This is a genomic window from Cystobacter fuscus DSM 2262, from assembly GCF_000335475.2.
Taxonomy (GTDB): Bacteria; Myxococcota; Myxococcia; order Myxococcales; family Myxococcaceae; genus Cystobacter; species Cystobacter fuscus.
On the sequence record NZ_ANAH02000017.1, the window covers coordinates 209,032 to 235,936 of the forward strand.

The following is a 26,905-nucleotide window of genomic DNA, read 5'->3' on the forward strand; positions in this document are numbered from 1 at the left end:
CTGACAGGAGTCGGCGCGCAGTCGCCAGGCCCTCTCAGGAGAGAACCGCCTTGAATCGACGTCAATTCATCCAAAGTACGCTGGGCACCGTGGGCGCCATGTGGGTCGCCGGTTGTGGTTCCGAGGAGCGCGTCCTCACGCAGCCGACCCTCACGCTCGGACAGATCGATCTCTCGTTCCACGCCGCCGCGGCGGCGGTGGTCGCACGGATCCTGACCGACCATGGCCACCCGGTGGAGTTCAACACCGCGCTGCACGAGGAGATGTTCGCGCGCATGCAGCGCGAGGAGGTCGACCTCCTGTCCTCCGCGTGGCTGCCCGGGAGTCACGGTGCGTATCTCGCTCCCTTCGAGAACGAGGTCGAGAAGCTCTCCGTCCTCTACAACCCCTATGCGTTTTGGGGCGTACCCGATTACGTGCCCGAGGACGCCGTGTCGGCTGTCGCCGATCTCCTCGAGCCAGACGTCACCGAGCGGATGACGAAGGTGATCCAGGGCATCGGGCCCGGCGCTGGCATCAGCCGCTTCTCCGTGGAGATCATGCAAGCCTATGGTCTCGGGAGCGCCGGCTACGAGTTCCGCAACGGGACGCAGCAGGACTGCGAGGACGCGTTCACTCGCGCCGTGGAGGAGAAACGCTGGGTCGTCGTCCCGCTCTGGCAGCCGCAGCACCTCCACCACCGCTACCGCATTCGCGAGCTTGCCGAGCCCAAGGGGCTGCTGCGCGGGAAGGACGAGGCGACACTCCTCCTGCGCAAGGAACAGCTCTCGAAACTCCATCCGGAGGCGCTGCGCATGCTGCGCCGGATGCATCTCGGCAATGCCGAGGTCACCTACCTCGACTACTTGATCAACGTCGAGAAGAAGTCCCCCGCCGAGGCCGCTGCTCGCTGGTTCCAGGAGAACCCGGAAGTCGTCGAGCGTTGGCGGAACGGCTGAGCATCCTCTACCTTCCGCTCAGGCGCTCGCGCGAGCGTCCGGCGCGGGCTCCGTGCGGACCCGCAGGGACTTGAGGCCCCGGACGTTGAAGTTCGGCACGTTCTCCAGGTGCTGGTCCGGCACCAGGGAGAGCCGGCGGTCGGGCGTGAGCAGTTCCTCCAGGACCACCCGGGCCTCCAGCCGCGCCAGGGGCGCTCCGAGGCAGAAGTGGATGCCGTGGCCGAGGGCGACATGGCCCGTGACGTTCCGCGTCACGTCGAAGCGATCCGGATCCTGGAACTTGCGCGGGTCGCGATTGGCGGAGCCGAAGAGCAACAGGACGTTGGCGCCCGCGGGGATGTGCGTGCCGGACACCTCCACGTCCTGCGTCACCTTGCGGAAGAACACCTGCGCGGCCGAGTCGTAGCGGAGCATTTCCTCCACCGCGTTGGGGATCAGCGTGGGCTCGCGCGTGAGCCGCTCCAGTTGATCGGGGTGGCTCAGCAGCGCGTGCATGCCGTTGCCGAGCAGGTTGGTGGTGGTCTCGTTGCCCGCCACGAGCAGCAGCCGGCAGAAGGCGATCGCCTCGTCCACGGAGAGCAGGCCCTCGCGCACGCCGTTGTCCAGCAGCGCCTGGATGAGATCCTCCCGGGGCTGCTGGCGGCGCGCCTCCAGGGCCCGTGACATGTAGTCGTGCATCTCTTGAGAGGTGCGCTCGATGCCGGACAACTCCGCGCCACGGGCCAGCGCGTAGAAGGTGGCGACGGCATTGTCGGACCAGCGCTTGAACTCGTGCCGGAGCTTCGGCTCCGCGCCCATCATCTCTGCGATGACGATGAGGGGCAGCGGCTCGGCCAGGTCCTTGATGAGATCGAACTCGCCCGAGCGGGGGAGCTGGGAGATGAGCTCGCGGGCGAGTTGCCGGATGCGCGGCTCCATCTCGGCGACGCGCTTGGGGGTGAAGGCCCGGGTCACCACGCTCCGGGTCTTCGTGTGCAGGGGCGGATCCTCGCTGAGGAGGATGCCCCGGCGGAAAGCGCGAACGGCGGTGGGCGCCACCTTCTCCGCCGCGTCGAGCTGCTCTGGCCGCACGACGGCTCGCGCGGAGGAGAAGACCGCCGGGTTCTTGGTGATGGCGATGACGTCCTCGTAGCGGCTGACGATGTACCAGCCGAGCTGCTCGTTGAAGTAGACGGGAGCGTTCTCGCGGAGCGTCGCGTAATACGGGTAGGGATCGGCCTGCACCGCGGGCAACATGGGGTTGTAGTCGCTGGCTTGCATGGTGGGAGGAGGCTTTCTTGATGGTCAGGGGAGACGGCGCGGGTTGCGACTCGGCGCTCCTCCTCGGGATGATGAATCATCGGGCCTTGGTGGAAATCACCCGAAAGAGGGAGCGAACACTCACCGGACCATGATTCATCGATTCATCAACGCGGGTTTGCTCGCGCGCGTATGAGAAACAGGTCGGCTTTGACTCAACAATAAATGATTCGCATTTCTCGTTGGTGATGTTCGAGGATGGGCCCTCATGAAACTCCTGCCTGCTTCGTTGTGCTTCCTATTGCCGTTGCTCTCCGCCACTCCTGTCCTGGCACAGAACGCGCCCGCGACCTGGACGGAGCACTGGTTCGAACACAACCAGACCGTCTCCCGCGTCTATCAGGACAATGACGTGGCCATCTATTTCGACCCAGACGTGAACCGGTCCATCACCTGGCCCAACAGCTTCGTGCGCGACGTGTGGAAGTACACCAAGAAGACCTACGGGCACTTCGGCCCGGACATGCAGCTCTACGCCATCTTCCACACGGGCAAGTACGGCGGAGGGCATCCCTCCACGTACTTCGACGCGGACCACGACTACCGCAACGTGATCGACGTGGGGAGCGGCTCCGCCACGGCCTGGACGAGCGGTACCGGCTGGGACCTGGACATCGTCACCCACGAGGTTTCCCATATCGTGGAGTTTGGGAGCAAGGGCGTACAGGGCTCACCCGCCTTCAACCGGTGGGGCGATAGCAAGTGGGCGGAGATCTTCATCTACGACGTCTACCTGGCGCTGGGTCGCACCAGTGATGCGAACCGCGTGTACAACGACGTCATCAACAAGACGGACAGTTTCCCCCGTGCCAACACGCACTGGTTCCGGGACTGGTTCTACCCCATCTACAAGAACCACGGCGGCGCGTCGGTGCTCAACCGGTTCTTCGTCCTGCTCGCGCAGTACTTCCCGAGGAATGGAAAGGACTATGCGCGGGAAATGAACTGGGGCGAGTTCGTCCACTTCTGGAGCGGCGCGGCGGGCGTCAATCTCAAGACCCAGGCCACCTCTGCCTTTGGATGGCCCGCGGAGTGGGAAACGCAGTTCGTCCAGGCGCAGCGTGACTTCCCCTTCACCTACACCAAGCCAGGCCCCACGGCCGTCTCCGTGTTCCAGGACCTCAATCTCGGGGGCTACGGGGCGGCCCTGCCCGTGGGCCGTTACACCCTGTCCGCCCTGAATGCCTGGGGCGTGCGCAATGACGACATCACCTCGCTGAAGGTCACCAGCGGCTACCAGGTCACCCTGTACGCCGATGACAACTTCGGAGGGGCCAGCCTCATCAAGACGGCGGACGATGCGTCGCTCATCGATGATGACTGGAACGACAAGGTGTCCTCGCTCGTCGTGAGCCAGGGGCCATCGACTCCTGGAACCCTCATCCAGGCGGAGGCCTACAGCTCGATGAGTGGCGTCAGCACCGAGGCCACCTCCGACTCGGGCGGGGGCTCGAACGTGAGCTACATCGATACGGCGGACTGGCTGGCGTACAACGGCATCCAGTTTCCCTCCTCCGGCACCTACAGGGTGGAGTACCGCGTCGCCAGCCCGTCCGGAGGGCGCCTGTCCCTGGACCTGAACGCGGGCGCCACGGTCCTCGGGACGCTGGACATTCCGGCGACGGGTGACTGGCAGTCCTGGAGCACCATCTCGCACACGGTCACCGTGACGGCGGGCACCTACAACGTCGGCATCTACGCCCAGGCGGGTGGCTGGAACTTCAACTGGTTCCGCATCACCAAGATTTGATCCAAGGCCCTCGCTCCCATGCACGGGAGCGAGGGCCCCGCTCCAGCGCCGCTATCGCGCAACGATGGAGAACGGGGAGCTCGATTCGCGGAAGACTCAGCTTCGGGCGCCGAGACGAGCATTGATACTGCGTATCAGGCCGCGTTTGCGACGGCCTCCCGGAGCAGCCTCACCGTGAAGCAGGTGCCCTGGCCTGGCCCGTCACTCGTCGCCTGGATGCTGCCCCCGTGGCGCTCCACGATTTCACGGCAGATGGCCAGCCCCAGCCCCAGTCCCCCGGCGTAGTGCTCGGTGGCGTTGTGCGCGCGGAAGAAGGGCGTGAAGAGCTGCGGCAGGCTCTCCCGCGGAATGCCGATGCCCCGGTCCTCCACCTCCAACCGCACGCAGTCCGCCTCCTCGCGCACCCGCACGACCACCGGCATGTCCGGCGGCGAATAGCGCAGTGCGTTCTCCACCAGGTTCGTGAGGAGCTGATCCAACCGCTGCTCGTCCCACCGGCCCACCAGGGGCTGCGCGGGGACCTCCAGCGTCAACTGGCGCGCGCGCTCCGGTCGCGCGCTCTGGATGCGCTCCACCACCTCGCGCGCCAGCGCCCCCACGTCCATGGGCGCCACCTTCAACGTGAATCGCCCGGACTGCAGCCGTGACACGTCCAGCATGTCACCAATCAGCCGCGTCAGCCGGTCCACCTGCCGGTTCAGCCGCACGAAGGTGTCCCGCTGTCGCTCCGGGCTCATCCCCGGGCCGGATCTGGACTGGCGGATGAGCAGCTCCAGCGTTGCCTTCAGCGGCGTCAGCGGCGTGCGCAGCTCGTGGCTCGCCATGGACAGGAACTGGTCCCGGCTGGCGATGGCCTCGCGCAGTTCCTTCTGCGTGCGGTCGATGCGCGTCGCCATCTCGTTGAAGCCCAGGGCGAGCTGCGCGATCTCATCGTCTCCCCGGGCCGGCACGTGCTGCTCCACCGACGGTGTACCCAGCACGGCGAAGCCGTCTCGGAGGGTCTCCAGCCGTTGCGCCACGTCTCGCCCCACCCACTGCGACAACAGGAGCGCGATGGCGCCCGCCAGCACCGCGATGGCCACCACCCAGGCGCCCATGCGCGTCACCGGCGCGAATGCCTCGCGCAGCCGCGCGGTCACCACCACCGTCCACGGCGTCCCCTCCACCTGTGCGTGCGCCACCACGAGCCGGCGCCCCGCGTCGTCGAACACCTCCAGGATTCCCTCCGGACGCGCCAGCGTCTGCACCCCGAGCCATTCCAGCACCGGCGACCGGGTGAGCACGTCGCCCCGCTCCGTCTCCCGCAGGAGGCTGCCATCCCGGCGGTCGAACATCTCCATGTGGTAGCTGCGCGAGGCCAGCGTCGGCTGCAATCCCAACCGCCGCAGGGACAGCCCGCCCACCAGGATGGCGCGCCGGCCCGCGCCCAGGTCCATGGGCACGGTGAAGACGATGAACGGCTGCCCCGAGCGGGTGAGGAAGGGCCGCGATAGCAGCACCTGGGCGCCGCCCTTCAGCGCGTCCTGGAAGTAGGCCCGGTGCGCGAAGTTGCCGCCCTCCCGGTTCAGCCACCCGGAGGACACCAGCGTGTCCCCGGCCTCGTCCAGCAGCCACGCCGCGTCGAACAGCCCGGACTGGTGCGCCAACAGCGACACCCGCTCCTCCATGCCTTCGCGGTTCCCGTCGCGAACCAGGGCGATGAAGCCCGGGTCCTGGCCCTGCACGCGCAACAGCGAACTGGCGATGATGGCCGTCTGCTCCAGCCACGCCTTCTCCGCGGCCACCACCTGTTGCGCCTTGCCGTGCAGTTCCTCCTCGAGGGCCTTCTGCGCGAGGAACGACGCCACCGCGCCCACGCCCACGATGGGCAGCACCGATGCCAGCGCCATGCCGCGAAAGAGCCGCCAGCGTACCCCGACCAGCGTCGGCCACCGGCGCACCGTCACGAGCAGCACGCACGACAGGGACAGCACGGAGTACACGCTCAGCCCCGACCACGAGCCCCGCGTCGCCACCGCGATCACCATCTGCAGGAACAGGAGACTCAGGCCGCCCAGGGCCAGGCGGCAATAGAGCGGCTCGCGGCGCCACAGCCCCACGGCCAGCAACGCCCCCGTCATGAAGAACAGGACGCCCACCCACCGCACGTAGGGGCCCAGCCCCGCCATGGCGAAGCGCAGGAACTCCTGGGGTGACCAGACCATCACCCCTCCGAAGCACAGCGCCAGGGCGGCGATGAACACCGGCAGCAGACCCCGCCCCCGGCGCAGGGTGCTCCGCTCCACGACGAGCGCGACCATCAGGAACAGGTAGAGGACGGAGCCCGTGAGGCTGACGGGCAGGACGCCGGCCGCCCACCAGTAGACCGCGACCGCGCCCAGCAGGAACGCACGGCCCACCCCTCCCACGAAGGCGGGCCAGGCCGGGTACATGAGCGCGACGAGCATCATCGCCGAGCCCACCAGGAACAGGCTCCCGAGCAGCCGGATGTGCGGATAGATGTATTGAAACATCGCGGCCCCGAACTCATAGGGGACGAACACCATCGTGATGCCCACCACGATGCCAAACGCCACTGCGAACCACTCAACGCGTGCTTGCTCCAGGATGTCCACGGCCGGCACCCTGACACAACTCGACTCCGGTGTCGGGGCCAGGTGCCCGCCGAAAGGACCGTTCGTCTGGTGCCTATCTTCGTCGCCCCCAGGTCCGCCCCCACATGCGGTGCGAGGTCCACCTTTTGATGATCAAAAGGTCCGGCGGCGTAATATCCGCGAGGGAGGGGTGCTGGAGCAGAGGTGGTTTGCTGGGGCCGTGAGACTGCTCGAGACTCGACATCACGCCATGCGGTTCTGACTGAGCCAGGCAAGCGCTTTCGTCTAGGCCCGGCGCCAACGCGCCGCCAGCAGTGTCAGGGCCATGACTCCGCCCGCGCTCACCATGGCCAGCAGGGGCTGACGCAGGCGCTCCGCGAGCGCGTCCAGCACTCCCGCTGTCACGTCCCGGGACATCCGCCGCACGGCCAGGGCATCCGCTTCCTGAGTCCAGGTGCGCATCTGTTCCGTCAGCGCCCCGCCCGCTCCTCGCACCGCCGCGGCCGCCGTGCGCTCGGCGAGCGCCTCGAGCGTCGCGCCCAGCGTCTCTCGTGAGAGCTCCGGACTGGCCGCCAGTTCCTCCCGCACGCCAGCGGCCATGCCCCGCACCACGTCCTGGCCCGCGCGGTGGACCACGCCCCCGAGCACGTCCGCGTCTTTCTGGAGTTGCGTGCCCAGGCCCGTCACGAGCCCCCGTCCCACCGCCGACGCCACTTCCTCCCCCAGCGGACCCGCCGCCCGCAGGTCCTCGGCGAACACCGGTACCGCGTCGTGCACCCGTCCCAGCGCCGCGTCCACCACCGCCTCGGTCATGGCCTGGGCGCGCTCCCTCGGTGTGCGGATCTCATCCGTGCGCGAGTGCGTGAAGTCGATGATCTCGTCCAGCAGGAGGTTGAACCGCTCGACGAGCGAGTGCAGCGGCATGCCGCCGTCCTGCCACTCCCGCTCCAGCACATCCAACAGCCCCTGCATGGCCGACGCCGCCATGGTCTGCGCCGTGGCCTCCGGATCCACCCGCTCGTGCTCGGCGGCTTCGTGGAGCAGCCGACCGAGCACCGTCAGCGCGTCCTGGACGATCGTGCTCAGTTGCCCGTCGAGTCCCGGCATTTCCTTGCGCAGGCCGTCCGCCGCGCCCCGCACCACGCCCTTCGCGGCCTCGTGGGCAACCAGGCGTTCGAGCGACAGCGCCAGATGGCGGAGCGTCGCCACGGGACTCGAGGGTTGGTCCTTCGACATGCGTCCATCCTTCCGACGCGTGGCGCGTCGCCCGGGGAGACACCTGTCCTTGATGATGGGAATGGCCCCGGGCTGGGACAACCACCCCGGGGCCGCCCGGACGCGCGACTCGGCGACGCCGGGACTACGCGGCCCGCGCGAGCGTGTTCATCCCGAGCGCTCGGCCCATGGCGGCCGGGTCGACGTGGAGCCAGCACTCTCAACAGGCTTCTTCTTCATGAGGTGAGCCTCCGTTCCGCGCGCCAAACATGGGTCAAGCTCTCGCCATGGATGGCGTTGTCGTGCCGTCTTCAGGGCAAGAGCGGCGCCGCGAGTTTCGCGGTGCGCGCACGCTGTGGGTGGTCACCGACGGGGATGCGGGCCACCTCCTGCTCGGTCGCGTAGGAGATGACCGACACGGTGTCGTCGCCAGCCACCGAGACATAGCAGTAGTGTCCGTCGGCGCTGGTGGTCGCCCAGTAGGTCCGCGCGCCGAGCGGGTGGATGCGGTAGCGGAGCGTCTCGCGTGAGACGATCGCCGCGTAGTTGGACATCGTTCCCGCCACGCAGAGCTTGGTCCCATCGCCGTTCATCGCGAGTCCATGGTGGGCGGAGTCGAGGATGTATTGGTCACGGCGCAGCGCTTGGGTCTCCTCGGAGACCGGCAGGTGGGCAAGCCGCGTCACGCGATCCTCCTGCAGATCGTACTCCACGAAGCCGTGGAAGAACGACACCTGGAAGTAGAGGAACCGCTCGTCGGGAGAAAGCGCCATCGGCCGGACCGACGCACTCATGTCGGGCATCCCGAGCGCGGCGAGCTTCTGGCGCACGTTTATCCTCTTGAGGACCTGCAGCGTGCGCGCATCGACGATCTGGAGAAAGCGCTCGCCCTTGGTGCCGTCCATGTCTGGGGTATCGAATGGCGTGTAGACGAAGCCGATGCTGGCATTGAAGAGCTTGTTGCCGTCGCGGGAGTAGTTGTTCTCGTGCGGGCTGTCCCCCGTGGAGAAGGAGCCGACGATGCTCCCCGTGGCGGTGTCGATCATGTTCACGCGATTCGCCGTCGATGCCGAGACGGCGAGCCGGGTACCATCCGGCGAGATGGCCATGTGGTCGGCGCGCTGACCGTCGACCCGCGTCCGCCACTGGATCCTGCCGGTGCTCACCTGGATGGCAACGACGTCCGCGAAGCTGGGTCGCGAGACGTAGATGATCTGCCCGTCCTTCGAGGCGAACATGTCATCCACGAATTGATCGTGGCCCTCGCCCACTTGCTCACGGATGAGCAGGAAGTACGTCAGGCGCGCCGGGTCAGCGAGGATTTCCAGCATCCGCTCGCTCTGGTCCGGGATCACGTTGATGCGCTTCAGTCGCTGGTAGGTCCGCACGTCAATGACGTCGGCGGTCCCGTCCCAGTTGTTGCCGACCAGCAGGACGTCGCGCATCGGCGTCTGGGCGGCGGCGGTGAACGAAACCAACATCGATATGGCGGAGAACAACGAAACGGCTCGAGCGAACCCTCGGCTCAGGCTCGCGCCCACTTGCTGGGTACCCATGGTTGAACCTCCTGAGGAGTCAGCGTTGTGGTCTGAACCACAACGAGAGGGGAGTACCAAGCCACGCCGCGACATTGCCCCCACCGAAGGGAGGGGAAACGCCCCCAACATGTACTCGAGCGCCTCTCGAGCCAACGCCCGGTCAGTGCACCCCGGGGGCGGGACACGCCTCGAACAACGAGTCCATCATCCGCGCGGCGATCCATTTCGCGCCCTCACGGGTCGGATGCAGCCCATCCGCCTGAAGACTGCCGTCCGGCGAGCGCACCAGCCAGGTCCCGAGCGGCAGGAGGACCACGTTGTCGCGTGGGCGTGCCCACTCGGAGATACGCCGGTTGAGCCTCGCGAGCGTCTCCGGGGAGGGGAGCATGCCGGGTTCGAGTGCCTTGCCCACGGCGGCGGTCATCGCTGGCAGCTCGCCAAGGAGGATGGGCCCCGGAAGCGGCTCGAGCAACGCCAGTCCCTGCTCCAGCCGGGCCAGACGTTGCGCCTCGTCGAGTTCCGCGCCATGGACGAACCAGAAGAGGAAGTCCACGGCGACAGTCAGCGTCGGCGCGTACGTGAGCACCTGGCCCACCTGTCGCTGGCCGGCGGCGAGTGGGTTCTTGAAGAACCACATGCTCGCGAAGTTGCGCACGGGCGTGTGCTCCGTCGCCACGGTGTCGTCCAGGAGGTCGGCGAGCGTCCTGCCACGGCCCTCCTGACGTCCCCAGCCGAAACCGGCCGAGACACTCGCCCCCATGACGGCGACGCGCGACAGGGTGGCGCTGGCGCGGGCGCATGAGCTGGAACGCGGCGGTGCCGCCCCCCACGCGGGGGGGCCCCCCACCACCAGCAGCCAGAGGAGGAAGAGGGGGTGCACTCCGCCTGGCCTGGACATCTGCATGGGGCTGTTCTCCAAAGCAGGGTGACGACAACGGGAAGGCGGGTTGTGTGTTGTACCGGGATTGCCCTTTCGCCAGGGCGTCATCCAGGAGGCCGACGAGCCTCCCGGACGAAGAGGGGCGGCCCTCGGACTACTTGCCCACGATCGTGAAGGCGAGCTCCTGGCCACCGCCGTACAGGGCGAACTGGAACGGGGCGCGGGGGTCCTCGCTGTCGACCAGCAGCTGCACCGAGCCCACGTCCGCGAACTGAGACAGCCAGGCGTCCACCTTGCTCGGGTCCGCGAGCACGTACACCCCCGGCTCCAGCTCGACGAGCGGGAACTGGCCACGGGCGATCGCCTCACCCTTGGAGGAGTAGACCGTCAGGGTGGTCACGTTGCTCTTGAGCTTGGGGGGCCGGGTGCTGGAGCCCTTGAGGACGACGGCCATCTCCGAGCTGCCCTCGCTGAGGGTGATGCCGCCTTGGTTGGACAGGAATTTCCACGTCAAGGTGGCCGAGAACGTGTAGCCCGTGCCCCGCACGGTGTCACTGTAGTACTCGCCCTTCACCGACGCCGTGGGCGGGGGGCACGCCGTGAGCATGACGATCGCGAGCACCGACATCGCCTTCACTACCAGTTTGGACATCTGCATGGGGTTGTTCTCCAAAGGGGGGGGACTTCCACCCGGATTCATTCTGGGCGGAGTGTCTTGATGCAGAGTCCGTGCCGGTCCCCGGCTTTCCATCGATTACAGAGGGAAAGCGGGTTGCGGGTTGTGCTGGAACGCGCTTGTTGTTGTCGCTGGAGCAGCGGCGATTCCGGTGTTGTTGCTTCCAACGCTACGTCCGCGCTCGCCACCAGAGCGGACGGGGTCGCGCGAGGTGCCTGGGTGATGCCGGTATTGTTGCTTCCTCGTCCCCTCGGCCACTTCCCGCTGGAGGCCCCCTCTCCCACGCACGGGTGAGAGGGCCTCGCTCCAGCGCCGCTATCGCGGAACGATGGAGAACGCGACGTCCTTCATGTCGATGCCGGGCCCCCGGATGCGCAGCTTGCCCTCCACCCGGGTGATGCTCTGGTTGGACGGATCCACCTGCGTGACCGAGCCCACCACCTCCGAGGCATCCGCCACGCTGCTGCCGAAGAGCGGCATCGCGAAGGGCTGCACCCGCCACTGGTCTCCATCCAGCCGTGACCAGACCTGCTGACGCTGCTGGTTGCCCGAGCCCTGGGGAAGGACCGTCAGGGTGAGCCCACCCGGACGGGAGGACTCGGCCGTCTCGAGCACGAAGTCCACGGGGGTGGTTCCCCCGCGCCCCGGAACCTGGACCGTCATGCGCATCGTCCGCGGCCAGCTGCCCGCGGCCGGCTTCGCCACGGTGAACTCGCTCCCGAACTCGCCCCAGAGCGAGCCTCCGGAGAGGAACGGCAGGCCTGGTAGCACCCGGAAGCGGTAGCGGGCCCCCGGCGCGAGCGGCGCCGCCGGCACGAACGTGAGCCGTCCGCCCTGGACCTCCACCGCGCCGGACACGCGATGGCCGAGCGCGTCCTCCAGCACCACGTACTCCGCCGCCACCTCGGCGGCCGTCTTCCCCTGGGCGTCATCCACGGGGTCCGCGAAGGCCACGGATGGGCGCACGTCCGGGTAGACTCCTTCGTCGCTGTCGATGTCCGGCCAGATGCCCAGGGGAGCCCCTCCCTTCGGCGTCAGCTCGCGCAGGAACGCCAGGAGATCCGCGCGCTCCTCGGTGCTGAGCGACACCTTCACGTAGTCGATCGCCACCTCCAGGGCGGCCTCCAGGCTCCGGGCCTTCGCGCCCACGAAGTAGACGCCATGGCGGTAGGTGCCCAGGAGCGAGGGGATGTCGGCCGGCTCTCCGGACTTGCCCTGTGCGACATAACCGCGTGACGTGTACAGCGGCGGCGTGTGGCAACCCGAGCAGGCGGCCTTGCCCTCGAAGAGCGCCTGTCCGCGCAGGGCCGCCTCGGTGTAGCTGCCATCCAGACGGGTGTGGCCCGTGGCCCTGGGAGCGCCGAGCAGCGAGCCCAGGAAGGCCTGGAGTCCGAGCGCCTCCTCCGGCGTGGCCGGACGCGACACGATGGAGGCGGGCCCCTGGTAGCCGAAGTTCTCGGAGCTGGAGACGTAGGCGCCCCACTCCAGCGGCGTGGTGGCGTCCAGCAACTGCAACGGCCGGACGTTGTGCCAGATGGACGGTCCGAAGCGCCACACCATGCCGTCGTTCTGCGTCTCCACGTGACAGCTCGAGCAGGCGTGGTTCGCCGCGAAGCCCCCACCGGGCCGGGTGAAGACGCGCTCGCCGAGCGCCACGTTCGCGGGACGCGGATCCTCCGCGAGCTTCACCTTCTGGGACACCGTCCCGTCCGCGCGCAGCACCCACAGCTCGAAGCTCTGGAAGCAGTGGACGGCCACCGTGCCCTCGGCATCCAGCGCCACGAGCTGCCGGGCTCCTGGGCCCACCGAGACCCGGGCCTTCTCGGCGAGCGTGTTCCGGTCGAGCGCCACCACCACGTCCGAGGACTCGGAGGAGACCCACAGTGTGTCCCCCACCGCGAGCACCCCCGCGGGATTGACCACGGGGCCCCCGGAGCCGGCCTGGCGCGTCAGATCGGCGCGCCGCAGCACGCCCGGCACCACCGCGTCCGCATCCACCACCACCACCTCGTGCACGAAGGGCTTCGCCGTGGCGTCCGCCTGCGAGGGCTCGGGGTCTCCATCGGTCGCGGCGACATACAGCTCGCGACCGTCCGCGGAGAGCGCCAGGGCCCGTAGATCGGCGGACACACCGTCCACGGTGGCGATCGTCGTCAGCGACTCGGTGTCGACGACCGAGATGTCCTGGTCGTCCTCAGGCCCGTACGTGCCGCGCGCGTCCTTGACGCGGTTGCCGGAGCGGTACGAGGCCACGAAGAGCCGCCGGCCGTCCGGGGAAAGCGCCAGGGCCCGGGGATCGAACCCCACCTCCACATGTGCCACGACCTCGCGCACCGTGAGGTCCACCACCGCCACCTGGCGCTGCGTGGCCAGCGACACGTACAACCGCCGGGCGTCCGGCGAGAGGGCGAGACCCGAGGGCTCGTCCCCCACCCAGAGGGAGTCCACGAGCACGCCGCGCTCCCTGTCGATGAAGCCCACGGTGTCGCTGCCGCGCTGGGCGACGAGCACATAGGGCAGCGGCTCGCGCCAGGCCAGCGACGAGGGCCACGCGCCCACGGTCACCTCGCCCTGCTGGCTCCAATGCGTGCCGTCCACCCGAGCCAGACGGCTCACCGTGTAGGACGCACCGTTCGCGGTCCACAGCTCCTCCCCGACACGCACCACGCCGGACAGGGGCGTCAGGTAGTGGTTGCGGAAGCGCTCGGCCGGAGAACGGGCCACGACGTGGAGCGGCACCTCGGAGTTGCGCAGTTCGCCCAGCCTCAGGACATAGTCGCCGGGCAGATCCGGAGTGAAGCGCGGCTCGGGAGCGCCCCGCGTGTAGGCGGTGTTGCGGCTGCCCTCGGGCGCGGAGACGAGCCGCCACTCCAGGGTGGAGGGACACCGCGCGTCCTGCTTCAGCCGGGGCAGGTAGAAGGTCTCTCCCAGGGGATGGGCGCGCGGGTTCTGCAGCGGGAGCAGCGCCTCGGTGCAGCTCGGCTCCGGGCCCGGTTCGGGCTCGTCACGGCACGCACTGACCGGCAGCAGCAGCACCGACGCGCAACAGAAGAGGAGGGAAGGATGGGCTCGCATGGACCCCTGGATAGAGGTCCCGCCCCTCGCGAGCAACATCCCCGTGTTCGCCAGGAGGGCTCCCACGTCTCGAATGCCGAGAATGACGACGTGGGCGCATGTGCGGACCGAGCGGAGCGGCCCGCCGCTCCCGGGCCGGGTCAGTGCATGGCGGGGCCGATGAGCCAGCGGGCGCGGGCCCGGGCCACGACCTCGCCGGCCGCGTCGGTGAGGTCCGCCTGGACGTCGTACTCCTTGCGCTCGCCGGGCGTGGTCGCGGGTGCGTGGCACTCCGCGGAGATGGGGCCGCGCGCCTTCTTCAGGTAGTCCATCTCCAGGTGGGTGATGATGCCGCGCATGCCCCCGGTCAGTGAGGACAGCACCGCCAGCCCGGTGGCCACCTCGCCCAGGTTCATCAGCGCGATGGCGTGCACCGAGCGCAGGTGGTTGCGTACCGCGCGCCTGTCCCTCATGCGCACCCGGACGTAGCCGGGCTCGAGGGAGAGCACCTCCGGGCGGATGGTGCCCGTGTACGGTGCCATGTTGCCGATGAGCTGCCCCATCAGGACTCCGCCTCCTGGTGCGTGGCGAAGCACGTTCCACAGGAGGCGCAGGTTTTCGGAGGAGGCGAGCTGGCTCAGGGACTGGGTCAGGCTGGAGAGGGTGGGCATGGCCCCCGGGACATAACATCCCCGGGGTCCGAAGGGGCCGTCTCCCCGCCGTGCTTCAGCCGATGTTGTTGACGAGACCGCCATCCACGCGCAGCGCGGCGCCGGTGGTGGCCGAGGCCCGCGTGCTGCACAGGTAGACGGCCAGGTGGGCCACCTCTTCGGGCGAGGCGAAGCGGCGCAAGAGCGAGCCGGGACGCGCGGTGCGGAAGAAGTCCGACTCGGTCTGCTCGACCGTCTGGCTCTTGGACTTCGCCAGGTTCTGCAGGAAGTCCTGCACGCCCTCGGTCTTCGTGGGGCCGGGCAGCACGGCATTCACCGTCACGCCCGACTCCGCCAGCTCCATGGCGAGCCCGCGCGAGATGCTCAACTGGGCCGTCTTCGTCATGCCGTAGTGGACCATCTCCGTGGGGATGTTGAGGGCGGACTCACTGGAGATGAAGAGGATGCGGCCCCAGCCGCGCTCGCGCATGCCGGGCGCGTAGTGGCGCGAGAAGCGCACGCCGCTGAGCACGTTGGCCTCGAAGAAGCGCATCCAGTCGGCGTCCGGAATCTCGAAGAAGGGCTTGGGCTCGAAGATGCCCAGGTTGTTCACGAGGATGTCCACCGCGGGCACGCGGGCGAACACCGCCTGGGCTCCCTCGGCGGTGGTGGCATCCGCCGCCACGCCCTCCACCTGGGCGCCGGGCACTTCCTGGCGGATGCGCGCGATCGCCTTGTCGACCGACTCGCTCTTGCGGCCGTTGATGAAGACGTGGGCGCCCTCGGCGGCCAGTCCCTTGGCGATGGCGAAGCCGATGCCGAAGGTGGAGCCGGTGACGAGTGCTCGACGATTGCGCAGTTCGAGATCCATGCTGGAATTTCCTCGGAAGGGGGTGGGGTTGATGCCGGGAGACAACGGGGGGCCCGGGATACTTTGTTGGGGAACGCGGCGCTAGGCTGTTGTTCCTCCGGAGACCACTGATGCCCATGCTTCCCCCGCGTTCCCCCATTGACGTCGCGTTGGGTGCGTTCTTCCTCAACCTGCTGCGCTACGTGGTGTTCGCCCTTCCGGCGTTCGTGTTCTTCCATCGCCGCACGCCACGGCGGTTCCTGTCCCGGCGGCTGGGCCCCGGGCCCGTGAGCGAGAAGCAGGCGCGCCGGGAGATCTTCTATTCACTGGGCTCCCTGGCCATCTTCGGGCTGGTGGGCGTGTGGATGTACGCGCTCGCCCAGGCCGGGCTGTCGCGCTTCTACACCGACGACCGCCACGGGCCGGTGTGGTTCGTCCTGTCCATTCCGGTGATGCTGCTGGTGCACGACACCTACTTCTACTGGACGCACCGCTTCATGCACTGGAAGCCCATCTTCAAGTACGTCCACAAGGTGCATCACCTGTCGCACGATCCTTCGCCGCTCGCCGCCTACGCCTTCCACCCCCTGGAGGCCGTCATCGAGGCGGGCATCGGACCGCTCATCCTGCTGACCCTGCCGGTCCATCGCGGCGCGTTCCTCATCTTCCTGACCATCCAGCTCTTCATCAACGTCATCGGGCACCTGGGCTTCGAGCTGTATCCGCGGGGCTTCCTGCGCTCGCCCGTGGGCCGGTGGTTCAACACGACCACCCACCACCACCAGCACCACCAGCGGATGAAGTGGAACTTCGGCCTCTACTTCAACGTGTGGGATTGGCTGCTGGGCACCAACCACCCCCAGTACGAGTCCACCTTCGAGGCCCTCACCACGCCCGTGCCCGAGTCCCCCGTTGGCGCGGCGGACGGGGCCGAGCCGGCCCTGGCGGGGGAGCTCTCCTCGCGCCCGAGCTGAACGCCCCCCCTCCCGCTCGCTCTCCATGCATCCGGTACATGGGATGGGGGCGGGCAGGTGCAGGGTCGCGGTGCCGTGCTGAACATAATTTCAGATGAAACCGGCCCAGCTGGTTTCATGGAAAGGGACTTCAGCCATGACGGACACACAAGGTGAGCGCGCGGGAACCCCAGGGCAGGAGGCCCTGCGCGAGAACGGGATGATGCGGCACCTGCTGGAATCGCTCGAGGCGGGCAAGGACATCGGCCATTTCGGCCGGCTCGTCTTCGCCATGGTGGCGCGGCACTTCCTGGACGAGGCGGAGTTGAAGCAACTGCTCCTCCAGGATCCGGCGTGCGACGAGGCGCAGGCGCTCTCGCTCATCGAGCAGGTGAAGGCGCGCGACTACAGCCCGCCCCGGAGGGAGAAGGTGCTGCAGTTCCAAGCGCAGCAGGACTTCCCCATCATCCCCAATCCGGAAGACCCGGACGCGGGCAACGTCTACAAGGACCTGCGCTTCCCGGAGCACGTCTACGCGCACATCTCCGAGTACCGGGAGCAGAAGGCGCACGTGCACGAGGAGGAGGCGGCGCACTCCGCGTGACGTGCATGGGCGCGTCAGGCGCGCGCGGGCAGGTGCTCGAGCAGCCGCGAGAGATCGGCCTGGAGCTCGTCCGGCTTCGCGGTGGCGAGCTCATCCGCGCCGTGGTTGCCCCAGGTGACGGCATAGGTGCGCAGGCCCGCGGCGCGTCCGGCGAGGATGTCGTGGGTGGTGTCTCCCACCATCCACAGGCCCTCGGAGCCGAGCGCGGCGAGGGCCCGCTGGATGACGTCCGGCGCGGGCTTGTGGGGAAAGCCGTCGGTGCCCTGGATGTGATCCACGGCGGACGTCAACCCGAGCGCCTCGACGAAGCGCCGGGCCATGTCGGTGCGCTTGGTGGTGGCGATGGCGAGCGTGTAGCCGCGCTCGCGCAGGGTGCGCAGCAGCTCCACGGCACCGGGGAAGGGGCGCGAGCGCGTGACGAAGTTGCGGGGGTAGTGCTCGCGGTAGAGGGCGCACAGGGTGGGAACCTGCTCGGGCGCCGCGAAGTGCGCGTACATGTCCTCGAGGGGCAGGCCGATGAGGGCGCGGACCTCCGCGTTCGAGGGCACGGGCAGCTTCTGGCTCTCCAGGGCGTACTGGAAGCTGGCGATGATGTCCGGCAGCGAGTCCACCAGCGTGCCGTCGAGGTCGAAGACGATGGTCTTGGGCGGGGCGGTCATGGGCTCCGCCTGTGTCCCCCAGGAGGGCCAGGACGCTCAAGCGCCTTCTGCCCGCGTCCCCGTTTCCCCGGCCTGTCCGCGGGGGAGCCGAGCGAGGGGGTGTCGTTGGGGGCCGGGGGAGGGGAGTCCGAAGGTATTTTTGGAGCCCGGGTGTTTGCTTCCCGCCCCCCTGAGCGGTTAGGGGAGGTGAGGGACTCCGCTCATGGCCACTCTAATCCGCTACGCCCACCCCTTCCTGCCCGTCACCCGCGCCGACATGAAGGCCCGGGGTTGGGAACAGCTCGACATCATCATCGTCACGGGTGACGCGTACGTGGACCATCCCGCGTTCGGCCCCGTGCTCATCGCCCGCTTCCTCGAGGGGCGTGGCTTCAAGGTGGGGATCATCACCCAGCCGGACTGGCACTCGGCCGAGCCCTTCAAGGAACTGGGCAAGCCCCGGCTCTTCTTCGGGGTGGCCGCGGGCAACCTGGACTCGATGCTCAACCGGCTCACCGCGCAGAAGAAGAACCGCTCGGAGGACCAGTACAGCCCCGGGGGGCGCACCAACGCCCGGCCGGACCGGGCCACCATCGTCTACGCCCAGCGCTGCCGCGAGGCGTATCCGGACGTGCCCATCGTCCTTGGGGGCATCGAGGCGTCGCTGCGCCGCATCGCGCACTACGACTACTGGAGCGACAAGGTGCGGCGCGCCATCCTCTTCGACGCCAAGGCGGACCTGCTCGTCTTCGGCATGGGCGAGCGCCCCATCTGGGAGATCGCGGACCGGCTCGACCGGGGCGAGCGCGTGGAGGATCTCCGGGACGTGCGGGGTACGGCCTACCTCATCAACGACGAGACGATGAAGGCGCACGAGGCGGACCCCGCCCGGCGTGCGGCGGACCAGAAGACGGTGGTGCTGCCCTCGTACGAGGAGGTGGTGGCCGACAAGGAGGCCTTCGCGCGCATGTCGCGCGACTTCCAGATGGAGACCAACCCCGGCAACGGGCGTCCCCTGGCGCAGCGCCACGGCAACCGCGCCGTCTACTTCAACCCGCCGGCGCTTCCCCTGGAGGACGGGGCGGGCAGGGGGGACAGCGCGTCGGTGGCCATGGACGAGCTGTATGACTTGAAGTTCAACCGCGTGCCGCACCCCATGTACCGGGAGCCGATTCCGGCCTACGAGACGGTGAAGCACTCGGTGGTGCTCATGCGCGGCTGCTTTGGTGGGTGCACCTTCTGCTCCATCACCGAGCACGAGGGGCGGGTCATCCAGAGCCGCAGCGCGGAGAGCGTGCTGCGCGAGGTGCGGGCCCTGCGGCGCATGGGGGACTTCCGCGGAACGCTCACGGACCTGGGTGGCCCCACGGCCAACATGTACAAGCTCAAGTGCAAGAGCGAGGACATCGAGAAGCGCTGCCGCAAGCTGTCGTGCGTGCACCCGGGCGTGTGCGAGAACCTGGACACGGACCACGGGCCGCTCATCGACCTGATGAAGCAGGTGCGCCAGGAGGAGGGCATCAAGCACGTCTTCATCGCGAGCGGCGTGCGCTACGACCTGGCCGAGCGCTCCCCGGAGTACGTGAAGGAGCTGGCCGCGCACCACGTGGGCGGGCAGCTCTCGGTGGCGCCCGAGCACGTGTCGAAGCGGGTGCTGGAGAAGATGAAGAAGCCGGGCATCGAGAGCTTCGAGCGCTTCCAGACGATGTTCGCCTGCGCGAGCGAGGAGGCGGGCAAGGAGCAGTACGACATCCCCTACTTCATCAGCGGGCACCCGGGCTCGGAGCTGAAGGACATGGTGGAGTTGGCGCTGTGGCTCAAGCAGAACGGCAAGCGGCCGCGCCAGGTGCAGGACTTCATCCCCACGCCCATGTCGGTGGCCACGGCCATGTACTACTCGGGGTTGGATCCGCTGAAGATGGAGCCGGTGTACACGGCGCGGGGCCTGCGCGAGAAGAAGCTGCAGAAGGCGCTCTTGCTCTACTGGAACCCGGAGCAGTGGCCGCTGGCGCGCGAGGCGTTGATTCAAGCGGGCCGGGAGGATTTGATCGGCCGGGGACCGCACGCGCTGGTGCCGCCGGAGACGAGCACCGAGGCCTCGCGCCGCAAGCTGACCGAGGCGCGCGATCGCCAGGACCGGCGCGCCCGGTAATCTGGCGGCGGGTTGGATTCCCGCCGCCTCCACTTCCAGCCTGGGAGCAACATGGCGGGGGGGACCTTCCTTGGGGCTCCGGTGTCGGCACCACCGGAGCCCGCCTGGGAGGTGGGTGGAGCGGGGGCTACTTCAGCGGGGCTCACCCACCACGATGACGCCACCGCTGACCACCAGGCCGTAGTCGGCGTCCAGAGCGGTCGTCTCCACGTGGGCGTCCTGGACGATCTCGTCGCCCAGCACCTCCACCTTCCATTTGCCGGCCACGGGGTTCTGGAGGAACACGTTCTCCACCGTGTCGATGGTGTTGGACGTCCCCCCGGGGGTGGAGAATCTGCCCGTCGTCAGGCCGTAGTTGCCCCAGTAGACGGTGCCGTTCGGGTCCGTCACGCGGAGCGACAGATCGTTGACGCGCGCCTGGGCCGCGCCGACGGTGCCCATCGGGTCGGTGAAGACGAGCGTGACGTTCAGCTCCGTCTCACCGCTCAGGACGGTGACGTCGTACGTCTTGACACCCAGCGGAGTGACGAGGTCCGTCTCGTCGATGACGCTCGTCTTCGGGGCGCGGTCGTAGAGGCGCCGGATGTCGGCGGTGCCCCAGCCCTGCTTGTAGCGGTCGATGTCCGAGTTGGAGCCGCCGGCCTGCCAGTTGTAGCGGTAGGCGTTGTTGATCATCAGCGCCTTGGCGGTGGCCATCTGCGGGCGGCTGTCGAACACGTCCGCCTTGCCGCCAAAGCCACTCCAGACGCTCTCGTGCCACATCTGGAAGAGCAGACCGAAGTGGCCCGCCGTCTGCGGTGTGGCGGAACTGGTGCCGCCGAACTGGGTGTAGTTGGCGCTGCCGCTGCCAGTCGCCGACTGAATGGAGTCGTAGAAGTAGGACAGGTCCGGCTTGATGCGGCCGTCCGCCGCGGGCCCGATGCTGCCGGTGTAATTCCAGCGGTCATCCGCGCGGCTGGCGGTGTTCTGGTGCTGGACCGCACCCACGGAGACGATGTTCTTCGCCCATGCCTGCGGGCGTGAGTTCCGGCTGCCCGTGTTGCTCTGCGACTGCGTGCTGAGGATGGGGTGCTTGAAGAGGTAGTCGTCCACCTCGGCGGAGATGGTGGTGTAGGCGGTGCCCTGGGCGCTGCCCACGCTGGAGGTCTGGAACACGGCGCGGTAGGGCCCGGCCGGGTTGATGAGTTCCTTGTTGATGTCGTAGCGGGACTTGGTGCCGCCGAACTGGGTGGACTCGCTGTAGCGGAAGAAGATGCCCTGGCCGCTGGGAATCATGCCGCGCGCGGCCGGGTTCGCGCCCCGGGCGAAGTTGTTGCTGTAGCAGCTGCTGCCGTGGAGCGAGCCCGTGGTACCCGTGCTGTGGATGATGGGGGCGGTGGCCCACTCCTGATGCGTGGTGAGCAGCTCGGTGTCGAAGATTTCCCCGCGCACCCCCTGGCCCGTCCAGCCCTTGAGCCCCTCCAGGTAGTTGGCGCCGCCCACGTCGCGGACGATGTCCATGTCCACGCCACCGGGACCACCCCACCGGTCGATGAACTGCACCGCGTTGGAGCGAGCCACCTGGCGCAGCTGGGCCGCGGTGAGCGTGGCCTCCACGCGCAGACCTCCCGGCTCGATGAGCTCCACCGTGCCACCGAGCTTCCGCACCAGGGCGGCCACCTCTTCCTGCCGCCCGGCGCCGCTCTCACCCAGCATGATGGAGTAGCGCTGCGGTGCCAGCTCCGGCGCTAGCCCCATCAGGGAGTCTCGCAGCTCGCGCTCCAGCCGGTACTCGGGGTGGTAGGGCCCCACCCAGCGCACGTAGGGCAGCTCCGCTACGCGCTTCTGCGCGTCCGCGTCCATGTCCACCACGAAGGTGTGGTCCGTGAGAAAGCGCAGCACCTTGCCGCCCTGGCGCTCGAGAGCCTCGCGGAACTCCGGCAGTGGCGTCCCGAGGAACTGCACCAGGTGCAGCGTGTTGTCCGAATCCGCGGCGAGCAGACGGGTGGCCAGCGGCTGCGTGACCTGGAGCGGGTCGAACTGCGTCGCGTCCAGACGTACCAGGTAGCTGGTATCCCTGACACGACCAATCGCCTCCGTCCCGCCGCGCGTATAGGCCGTGTAGTTCTGGCGCGCCCCGTTCGTCTGCGATTCCTGCCACGTATGCAGTTGGATGGCTGTGTCGGGAACCTGGATGGAGCGCAGCGCCAGGACAGGCCGGTTGGTGCGGTGGATCACGAGCCCGGCCGGCGTCACGAGCGAGTAACCCCTGGCGTCACCCGCGGCGACGTCCCGCGAATCACTGACCAGCACCGCCGGAGGCAGCGAGACGCCGCGCGCGGAGGCAGGCGGCTTGTTCGCGTTGGACGGGCCCGCGATGGCGGACAGAGGCGCTACGAGGGCACAACCCACCACCATGGCCTTCAGCGGGCGCACTCCGCCCACTGGCCACGTAGACGACTTTCGCATGTATCGGTGCTCCTTGATGTTGAGTGCCACCGCGCGTCCGTCGACGACGCGCCGCCCCCTGCCGCACCCGTGACACCGGCAACCGCTACCGTCGAGCCAGTGCTCGCGTGCAGCCCGTCGCTTTCTTCGTGCTACCGCACACCTTGATACCGGAAGCGTCTAGAAATCCAGAGGAAAGCGGGAAGGATCTCTAAGGCAGGCGTTGTCGGTTTGTCAACCGACACAACCTTGTTTCATTCGGAGCGTGGTTTTCTTCCCGACCCTGCCATGTCCTCTCAACTCCTCCCACGGGCATGGTGGGGAACCCGTGGTCGCCGTGACGGAGCCGTGAGACGCCTCTAGCTTTAACGGATTCTTGGAAAATTCTATGGCCGCGAACAGGGGGACCTCGATCCTCCGGTACTTCTCGAGGCGGCCTGGCTAGCACACCCGGCCCCACCGCCCGCACGAAGGGGCCATCCACGGGTTGCATGCCGTCCCATCCCTCGTTCCTGTTCGTGGAGTGCAACGGTGAGCGCTCGTTCCCTCTTTCGGGTGAATCATTGCATGTGCTTTCGGGTGATTCCCGCCAATGTCTGACGCGCTACTGGTGCGAGTGGACCGGACGTCTCTGGCCTTGAACCAAGGGCACCACCAAGGAAGACATGATGAGCACCTTCACCACCGCCGATGGATGCGAACTGGACTACCACCTCGCGGGCTCGAGTTCGAGCGAGCGCACCTTGGTATTGCTGCACGGCTGGTCACAGTCGCGCGCGATGTTCGATCGGGTGATTCCCATGCTCGCCAGGAACTACCGTGTCGTCAGCTACGACCAGCGTGGCCATGGGGAATCCGGCCACCCCACGCACGGCGCTCGCATCGCCCGGCTCGCGCGTGATCTCGACGAACTGCTGACGCACCTGGGGATCGAGCGGGCGGACTTCGCGGGTCACTCCATGGGGGCGTCGGTGCTGTGGAGCTACCTGGATCTGTTCGGCTCCGCGAAGGTGAGTTCACTCGTCATCATCGACCAGCCCAGTGCCTGCACGGTTCTCCCCTGGTTGAACGAGGCCGAGGCGACCGAAGTGGGTGCCATCTTGGATTTCCCCGGTGCCGAGGCCTTCTGCAAGGGCGTCTTCGGTCCCGACGCGGCGGCCGTGCGGCGCGACTTCCTCGTCTCCATGCTCACCAAACAGCTCTCCAGCGAGGACCTGGCGTGGCTCTACCAGGAGAACCTCAAGCTCGAGGGTGGCTTCGGTTCACGGCTGCTGCTGGACCACATCATGCAGGACTGGCGCGACGTGCTGCCACGCATCGACGTGCCGACGCTGGTGATGGCCGGCGAGGTCAGCCATGTCAATCCGGCCTCGCAGAAGTGGAGCGCCGAGCGAATCCCCGGCGCCCAGCTGCGGATCTTCACCGCCGAGGAGGGGGGGGCGCACTTCCCGTTCTTCGAGCGGCCGGAGCCCTTCGCGGCCGCCTTGCGCTCCTTCCTCGACGCCCAGCCAGTGCCACGTGCCCGGGCAGGCGCCGCCTCCTGACGTATCCGCCTCGGCGCGCGCGCCGCTATCGCCCTCGTCCCAGGCGGGCGGCATCCTTCAGCCTGCTCCACCAGGCCGCTTTCGGCCGCCGCCGATAGACGATCGCGGCCGGGACCTTCAATTCCACTTCCGTGCCGGCATCGGTCCGGCTCCACACTTGGAGTGTGGCCCCGATCCTCGCTGCCCGTTCGTGCATCCCCGCGATGCCCCAGTGCCCAGGACGGCCGCCCATCTCGAGAATCTCCGGGGCCACGCCCGCGCCGTCGTCCCGGAGCCGCACACGCAACTCGTCGGAGTCGTAGTGGAACTCTGCTTCCACGGCCGTGCCCCCGGAGTGCTGGAACGCGTTGATCAATGCCTCTCGGCCGATCAAGAAGAGTTCCACCTGCACGGTGGCGTTCAACTCTCGCGGCACACCTTCCACGAGCAGACGGAACGACATGGGGAAGTTCTCCGCCAACTCTTCCCCGACCTGCGCGAGCGCGTCCGACAGGTCGCGACCCTCGTGGGCGGACGAGCGCAGATCCATCACCCGGTCGCGGCCCTCGGCCAGTACCTCGTCCGCGCGGTCCAGGGCCTTCTCCATCGCCTGCCGCGCCGGCTCGTGCTCGGGGAGCTGCTCGGCGACGGCCTGCAACCGGAGCACCAGCCCCTGCACGCTCTGCAGGAGGGTGTCATGCAGTTCCCGGGCGATCCGCTCGCGCTCCGCGTGTCGCTCCTCCAGACGGCCACGCATCTTCGCGGTCAGTTGGCGCAGACGCAGCAGATACAGCAGCCAGAGCAGCAGCAGTCCGGCCGCCACGCACAGCGTGCGGAACCACCAGGACTGGTGGACCGCGGGCGGAATGACGAGCTCGAGGCTCGCGCCGCGCTCGTTCCACACGCCGTCGTTGTTCGATGCGATCACGTGGAAGCGGTACCGCCCCGGCGCCAGGTTGCCATAATAGGCGGTGCGCCGCGTACCGACGTCCCGCCAGTGCTCGTCCACGCCTTCCATGCGGTAGCGGAAGCTCACGCGCTCGGGAATGGACAGGCTGAGCGCGGCATAGTCGATTTCCAGGTTGGCGGGATGGATCGGAAGCGTCACGTCCGATGTCGGCGCGTACCGGCGGTCATCGGCCTTCACGGAGAGGATGGATACCGGTGGAGGCAACGGATTGCGGGCGATCCGCTCGGGATCGATCCAGACCACACCGTTGCTGGTGGCGAACCATAGGCGCCCGTCGTCGCCCGCGACCGCCGTGGGCAGCGGACGCAGCAGCGTTGGCCTGGCCGGAAGCCCGTCGAGGAAGTCGAACAGCTCGTAGCGCACGCGATGGCCGGGATCGCCTACCGCGCGCCGGACCTCCCCCGCCGGGATGTGAAAGACCCCCGGCACGGAATGCACCCACAGGCTGCCATCGGGGCGCTCGATGATGCCGCTCACGCTGCGGAACGATTCGTCACCGTCGGCGACGAGTGGACGAAAGCGCTCGCCGTCATGGAAGGCCAGTCCGAACTGGCCGCCGACCCACACATACTGGCGTCCGGCGGCCAGGGCGGCGACGACCCCCAGCCTGAGCCCGTCATCCTCGGTGAACCGACGGACCTCTTCGCCGTCGACCCGCGTGATGATGCCCCGCTGATGGCCCAGCCATACCCGCCCGCGACCATCGGTCATCGCGCTGTGGATGCTCTCACCGTCCAAGTCACCCAGCCGTTCCTCCACCGAGCGCCAATGGCCATCCCTCCACTGCCTCAGTCCACCGGTCGTCAGGGACACCCAGAGCGTGCCATGACGATCGCGAGTCATGGCCTGCACCTGCGCGAGCGGATCCGGCAGTGGCGTGACGTGACTCGGGCCGCCGTCCTTCACCCGCCACAGGCCGTTGTCCGCTCCCAGCCAGACCACGCCCTCTTCGTCGCGGTAGGCGGAGCGGACCGGGGAACCGAGCTGCTCGAACGAGACCTCGCCGTCGCGCAAGCGCATCAGCGGACGGTTGCTGGTACCCGCCCAGATCTCGCCGGCACTTCCCGCGACCAGGGCGAAATCGTGCGAACCGCGCGGGAACTCCGCCAGCACCATCGAGCTGGTGCGGAAGCGATCGAGCCCGCCGCTGGTGCCCATCCAGACATTGCCCTCGCGATCCTCGATCACTGGCCACGCGTAATCCGCGCTCAGGCCGTCCTGCTCGGTGAACGACTCCACCGCCCCACCCACCGCCGCCGCGTCGCCGGCCGACAATCGTTCGGGATGGGGGATTCGGCGGACCCCATCACCCAGGGTGGTGAGCCACAGGCTCCCGTCGCGGGCGAACAGCATGCCCGCCGACTCCACATGCAGGGTGGGTGGATTCTCTGTCTGTCCATGGCCGGGCACCGGAATCGGCCGCACGTCACCGCCCGATTCCGTCATCCAGATCCTTCCATCCGGCGCTTGCCTCAACTGGAGCACCCACCCCACGTTGGCGCCCGTGGGAACGAACCTGTGCGCGCCGCGCGGCAGATACAACAGGGTCTTCTCGGTGGCGGCCCACAGCGTGCCGTCCCGGTCCACGAACAGGTACCGGGACTTGCTGCCCGGGTACCCCCAGGATTCTCCGACCTGTTCCCAGCGCGTGCCGGACAGACGGAACAGTCCTCCACGCGTTTCGGAGGCCCAGACGTTGCCGTCCCCATCCGTGGCGAAGGCGGAAACCGACCTGGTCGGTGCGCCCTCGGTGCCACGATACCGGGTCAATCGTCCCTCTTTCAGGAACGCGACGCCGCCGAGCTGGAAGCCGATCCACAGCCCACCGCCGGGCGGGGCGTACAAGGTCTGGATGCTGGAGAAGGGATCTCCCGAGGGTGGCTCGAACCGCTCGAAGCGGATGCCCTCGAACCGGTACAACGAAGCGGCCGCGGCGAGCCACAGATACCCGTCTTCCGTCTGGGCGATCGCGGAGATCTGGCCGGGAACTCCTTCCTTGATCGTCCACCGGGTGTGGTGGAACTGCGAGAGGCGTCGGTCCTGACTGAACGCCCGCGCCGTGTCCGCCAAGAACGGAAGCACCGCGACGAGCCCGAGGAACAGCGCCTGCTGCCAGAACCTGATGGCTCCCCTGCGCCTCGTCCCCACCATCGGTATCCTACACCTCAACGGATACGAGCCGCCGCCGCCGCGC

Annotated in this window: 18 protein-coding genes; 6 read left to right on the forward strand and 12 right to left on the reverse strand. The window is 68.2% G+C overall.

Translation table 11 applies throughout. The features are described 5' to 3' along the window. The first annotated feature begins 50 nt into the window (after window positions 1–50). On the forward strand, window positions 51–938 hold the full coding sequence (locus D187_RS28195; protein ID WP_002625459.1) for a glycine betaine ABC transporter substrate-binding protein: 888 nt from the start codon (window positions 51–53) through the stop codon (window positions 936–938). 18 nt (window positions 939–956) lie between these two features. On the opposite strand, the gene D187_RS28200 is transcribed toward D187_RS28195, so the two are convergent. Next, window positions 957–2,198 (reverse strand): cytochrome P450, encoded by a 1,242-nt coding sequence (locus D187_RS28200; RefSeq protein ID WP_002625460.1) that lies wholly within the window; start codon window positions 2,196–2,198, stop codon window positions 957–959. 247 nt (window positions 2,199–2,445) lie between these two features. Between D187_RS28200 and D187_RS28205 the strand changes: the two genes are divergently transcribed. Next, window positions 2,446–3,987, forward strand: coding sequence for a carbohydrate-binding protein (locus D187_RS28205; RefSeq protein ID WP_002625461.1), 1,542 nt, complete (start codon window positions 2,446–2,448; stop codon window positions 3,985–3,987). A gap of 134 nt (window positions 3,988–4,121) precedes the next feature. Here the strand turns inward: D187_RS28205 and D187_RS28210 are convergent, their stop codons facing one another. From D187_RS28210 to D187_RS28245, 8 genes are all read right to left on the reverse strand, one after another. Next, window positions 4,122–6,563 (reverse strand): sensor histidine kinase, encoded by a 2,442-nt coding sequence (locus D187_RS28210; protein ID WP_002625462.1) that lies wholly within the window; start codon window positions 6,561–6,563, stop codon window positions 4,122–4,124. A gap of 303 nt (window positions 6,564–6,866) precedes the next feature. After that, window positions 6,867–7,817, reverse strand: a complete 951-nt coding sequence (locus tag D187_RS28215) for a hypothetical protein (protein ID WP_002625463.1) — start codon at window positions 7,815–7,817, stop codon at window positions 6,867–6,869. Window positions 7,818–8,107: 290 nt separating this feature from the next. Beyond that, complete coding sequence (locus D187_RS28220) at window positions 8,108–9,352, reverse strand: YncE family protein (protein ID WP_002625465.1); 1,245 nt, start codon at window positions 9,350–9,352, stop codon at window positions 8,108–8,110. A 142-nt stretch (window positions 9,353–9,494) separates the two neighbouring features. Next, complete coding sequence (locus D187_RS28225; RefSeq protein WP_002625466.1) at window positions 9,495–10,238, reverse strand: SGNH/GDSL hydrolase family protein; 744 nt, start codon at window positions 10,236–10,238, stop codon at window positions 9,495–9,497. Window positions 10,239–10,368: 130 nt separating this feature from the next. Beyond that, window positions 10,369–10,872: a hypothetical protein gene (locus tag D187_RS28230; RefSeq protein ID WP_162159695.1), complete on the reverse strand. Its 504-nt coding sequence runs from the start codon at window positions 10,870–10,872 to the stop codon at window positions 10,369–10,371. A gap of 333 nt (window positions 10,873–11,205) precedes the next feature. After that, window positions 11,206–13,965: a hypothetical protein gene (locus D187_RS50485; RefSeq protein ID WP_020918338.1), complete on the reverse strand. Its 2,760-nt coding sequence runs from the start codon at window positions 13,963–13,965 to the stop codon at window positions 11,206–11,208. A 140-nt stretch (window positions 13,966–14,105) separates the two neighbouring features. Then, window positions 14,106–14,615 (reverse strand): hotdog fold domain-containing protein, encoded by a 510-nt coding sequence (locus tag D187_RS28240; RefSeq protein WP_002625469.1) that lies wholly within the window; start codon window positions 14,613–14,615, stop codon window positions 14,106–14,108. Window positions 14,616–14,670: 55 nt separating this feature from the next. Continuing rightward, entirely contained in the window at window positions 14,671–15,465 is a 795-nt protein-coding gene (locus D187_RS28245) for an SDR family NAD(P)-dependent oxidoreductase (RefSeq protein WP_002625470.1), read from the reverse strand. A gap of 110 nt (window positions 15,466–15,575) precedes the next feature. Between D187_RS28245 and D187_RS28250 the strand changes: the two genes are divergently transcribed. Then, entirely contained in the window at window positions 15,576–16,418 is an 843-nt protein-coding gene (locus D187_RS28250) for a sterol desaturase family protein (RefSeq protein ID WP_002625471.1), read from the forward strand. Between the two features lie 136 nt (window positions 16,419–16,554). Continuing rightward, on the forward strand, window positions 16,555–17,001 hold the full coding sequence (locus D187_RS28255; RefSeq protein WP_002625472.1) for a hypothetical protein: 447 nt from the start codon (window positions 16,555–16,557) through the stop codon (window positions 16,999–17,001). Between the two features lie 14 nt (window positions 17,002–17,015). Here D187_RS28255 and D187_RS28260 read toward each other — a convergent pair whose 3' ends face one another. Further along, window positions 17,016–17,660, reverse strand: coding sequence for an HAD family hydrolase (locus tag D187_RS28260; protein WP_002625473.1), 645 nt, complete (start codon window positions 17,658–17,660; stop codon window positions 17,016–17,018). Between the two features lie 202 nt (window positions 17,661–17,862). Here D187_RS28260 and D187_RS28265 point away from each other — a divergent pair, with 202 nt between their 5' ends. Next, a complete protein-coding gene (locus tag D187_RS28265) occupies window positions 17,863–19,791 on the forward strand; it encodes a YgiQ family radical SAM protein (protein WP_002625474.1) in 1,929 nt (642 codons plus the stop codon). Between the two features lie 132 nt (window positions 19,792–19,923). On the opposite strand, the gene D187_RS28270 is transcribed toward D187_RS28265, so the two are convergent. Further along, window positions 19,924–22,239 (reverse strand): DUF8729 domain-containing protein, encoded by a 2,316-nt coding sequence (locus D187_RS28270; RefSeq protein ID WP_043431736.1) that lies wholly within the window; start codon window positions 22,237–22,239, stop codon window positions 19,924–19,926. A gap of 644 nt (window positions 22,240–22,883) precedes the next feature. Between D187_RS28270 and D187_RS28275 the strand changes: the two genes are divergently transcribed. Then, a complete protein-coding gene (locus D187_RS28275; RefSeq protein ID WP_051256578.1) occupies window positions 22,884–23,762 on the forward strand; it encodes an alpha/beta fold hydrolase in 879 nt (292 codons plus the stop codon). Between the two features lie 25 nt (window positions 23,763–23,787). Here D187_RS28275 and D187_RS28280 read toward each other — a convergent pair whose 3' ends face one another. Further along, window positions 23,788–26,862 (reverse strand): sensor histidine kinase, encoded by a 3,075-nt coding sequence (locus D187_RS28280; protein WP_002625477.1) that lies wholly within the window; start codon window positions 26,860–26,862, stop codon window positions 23,788–23,790. Window positions 26,863–26,905 lie beyond the last annotated feature (43 nt).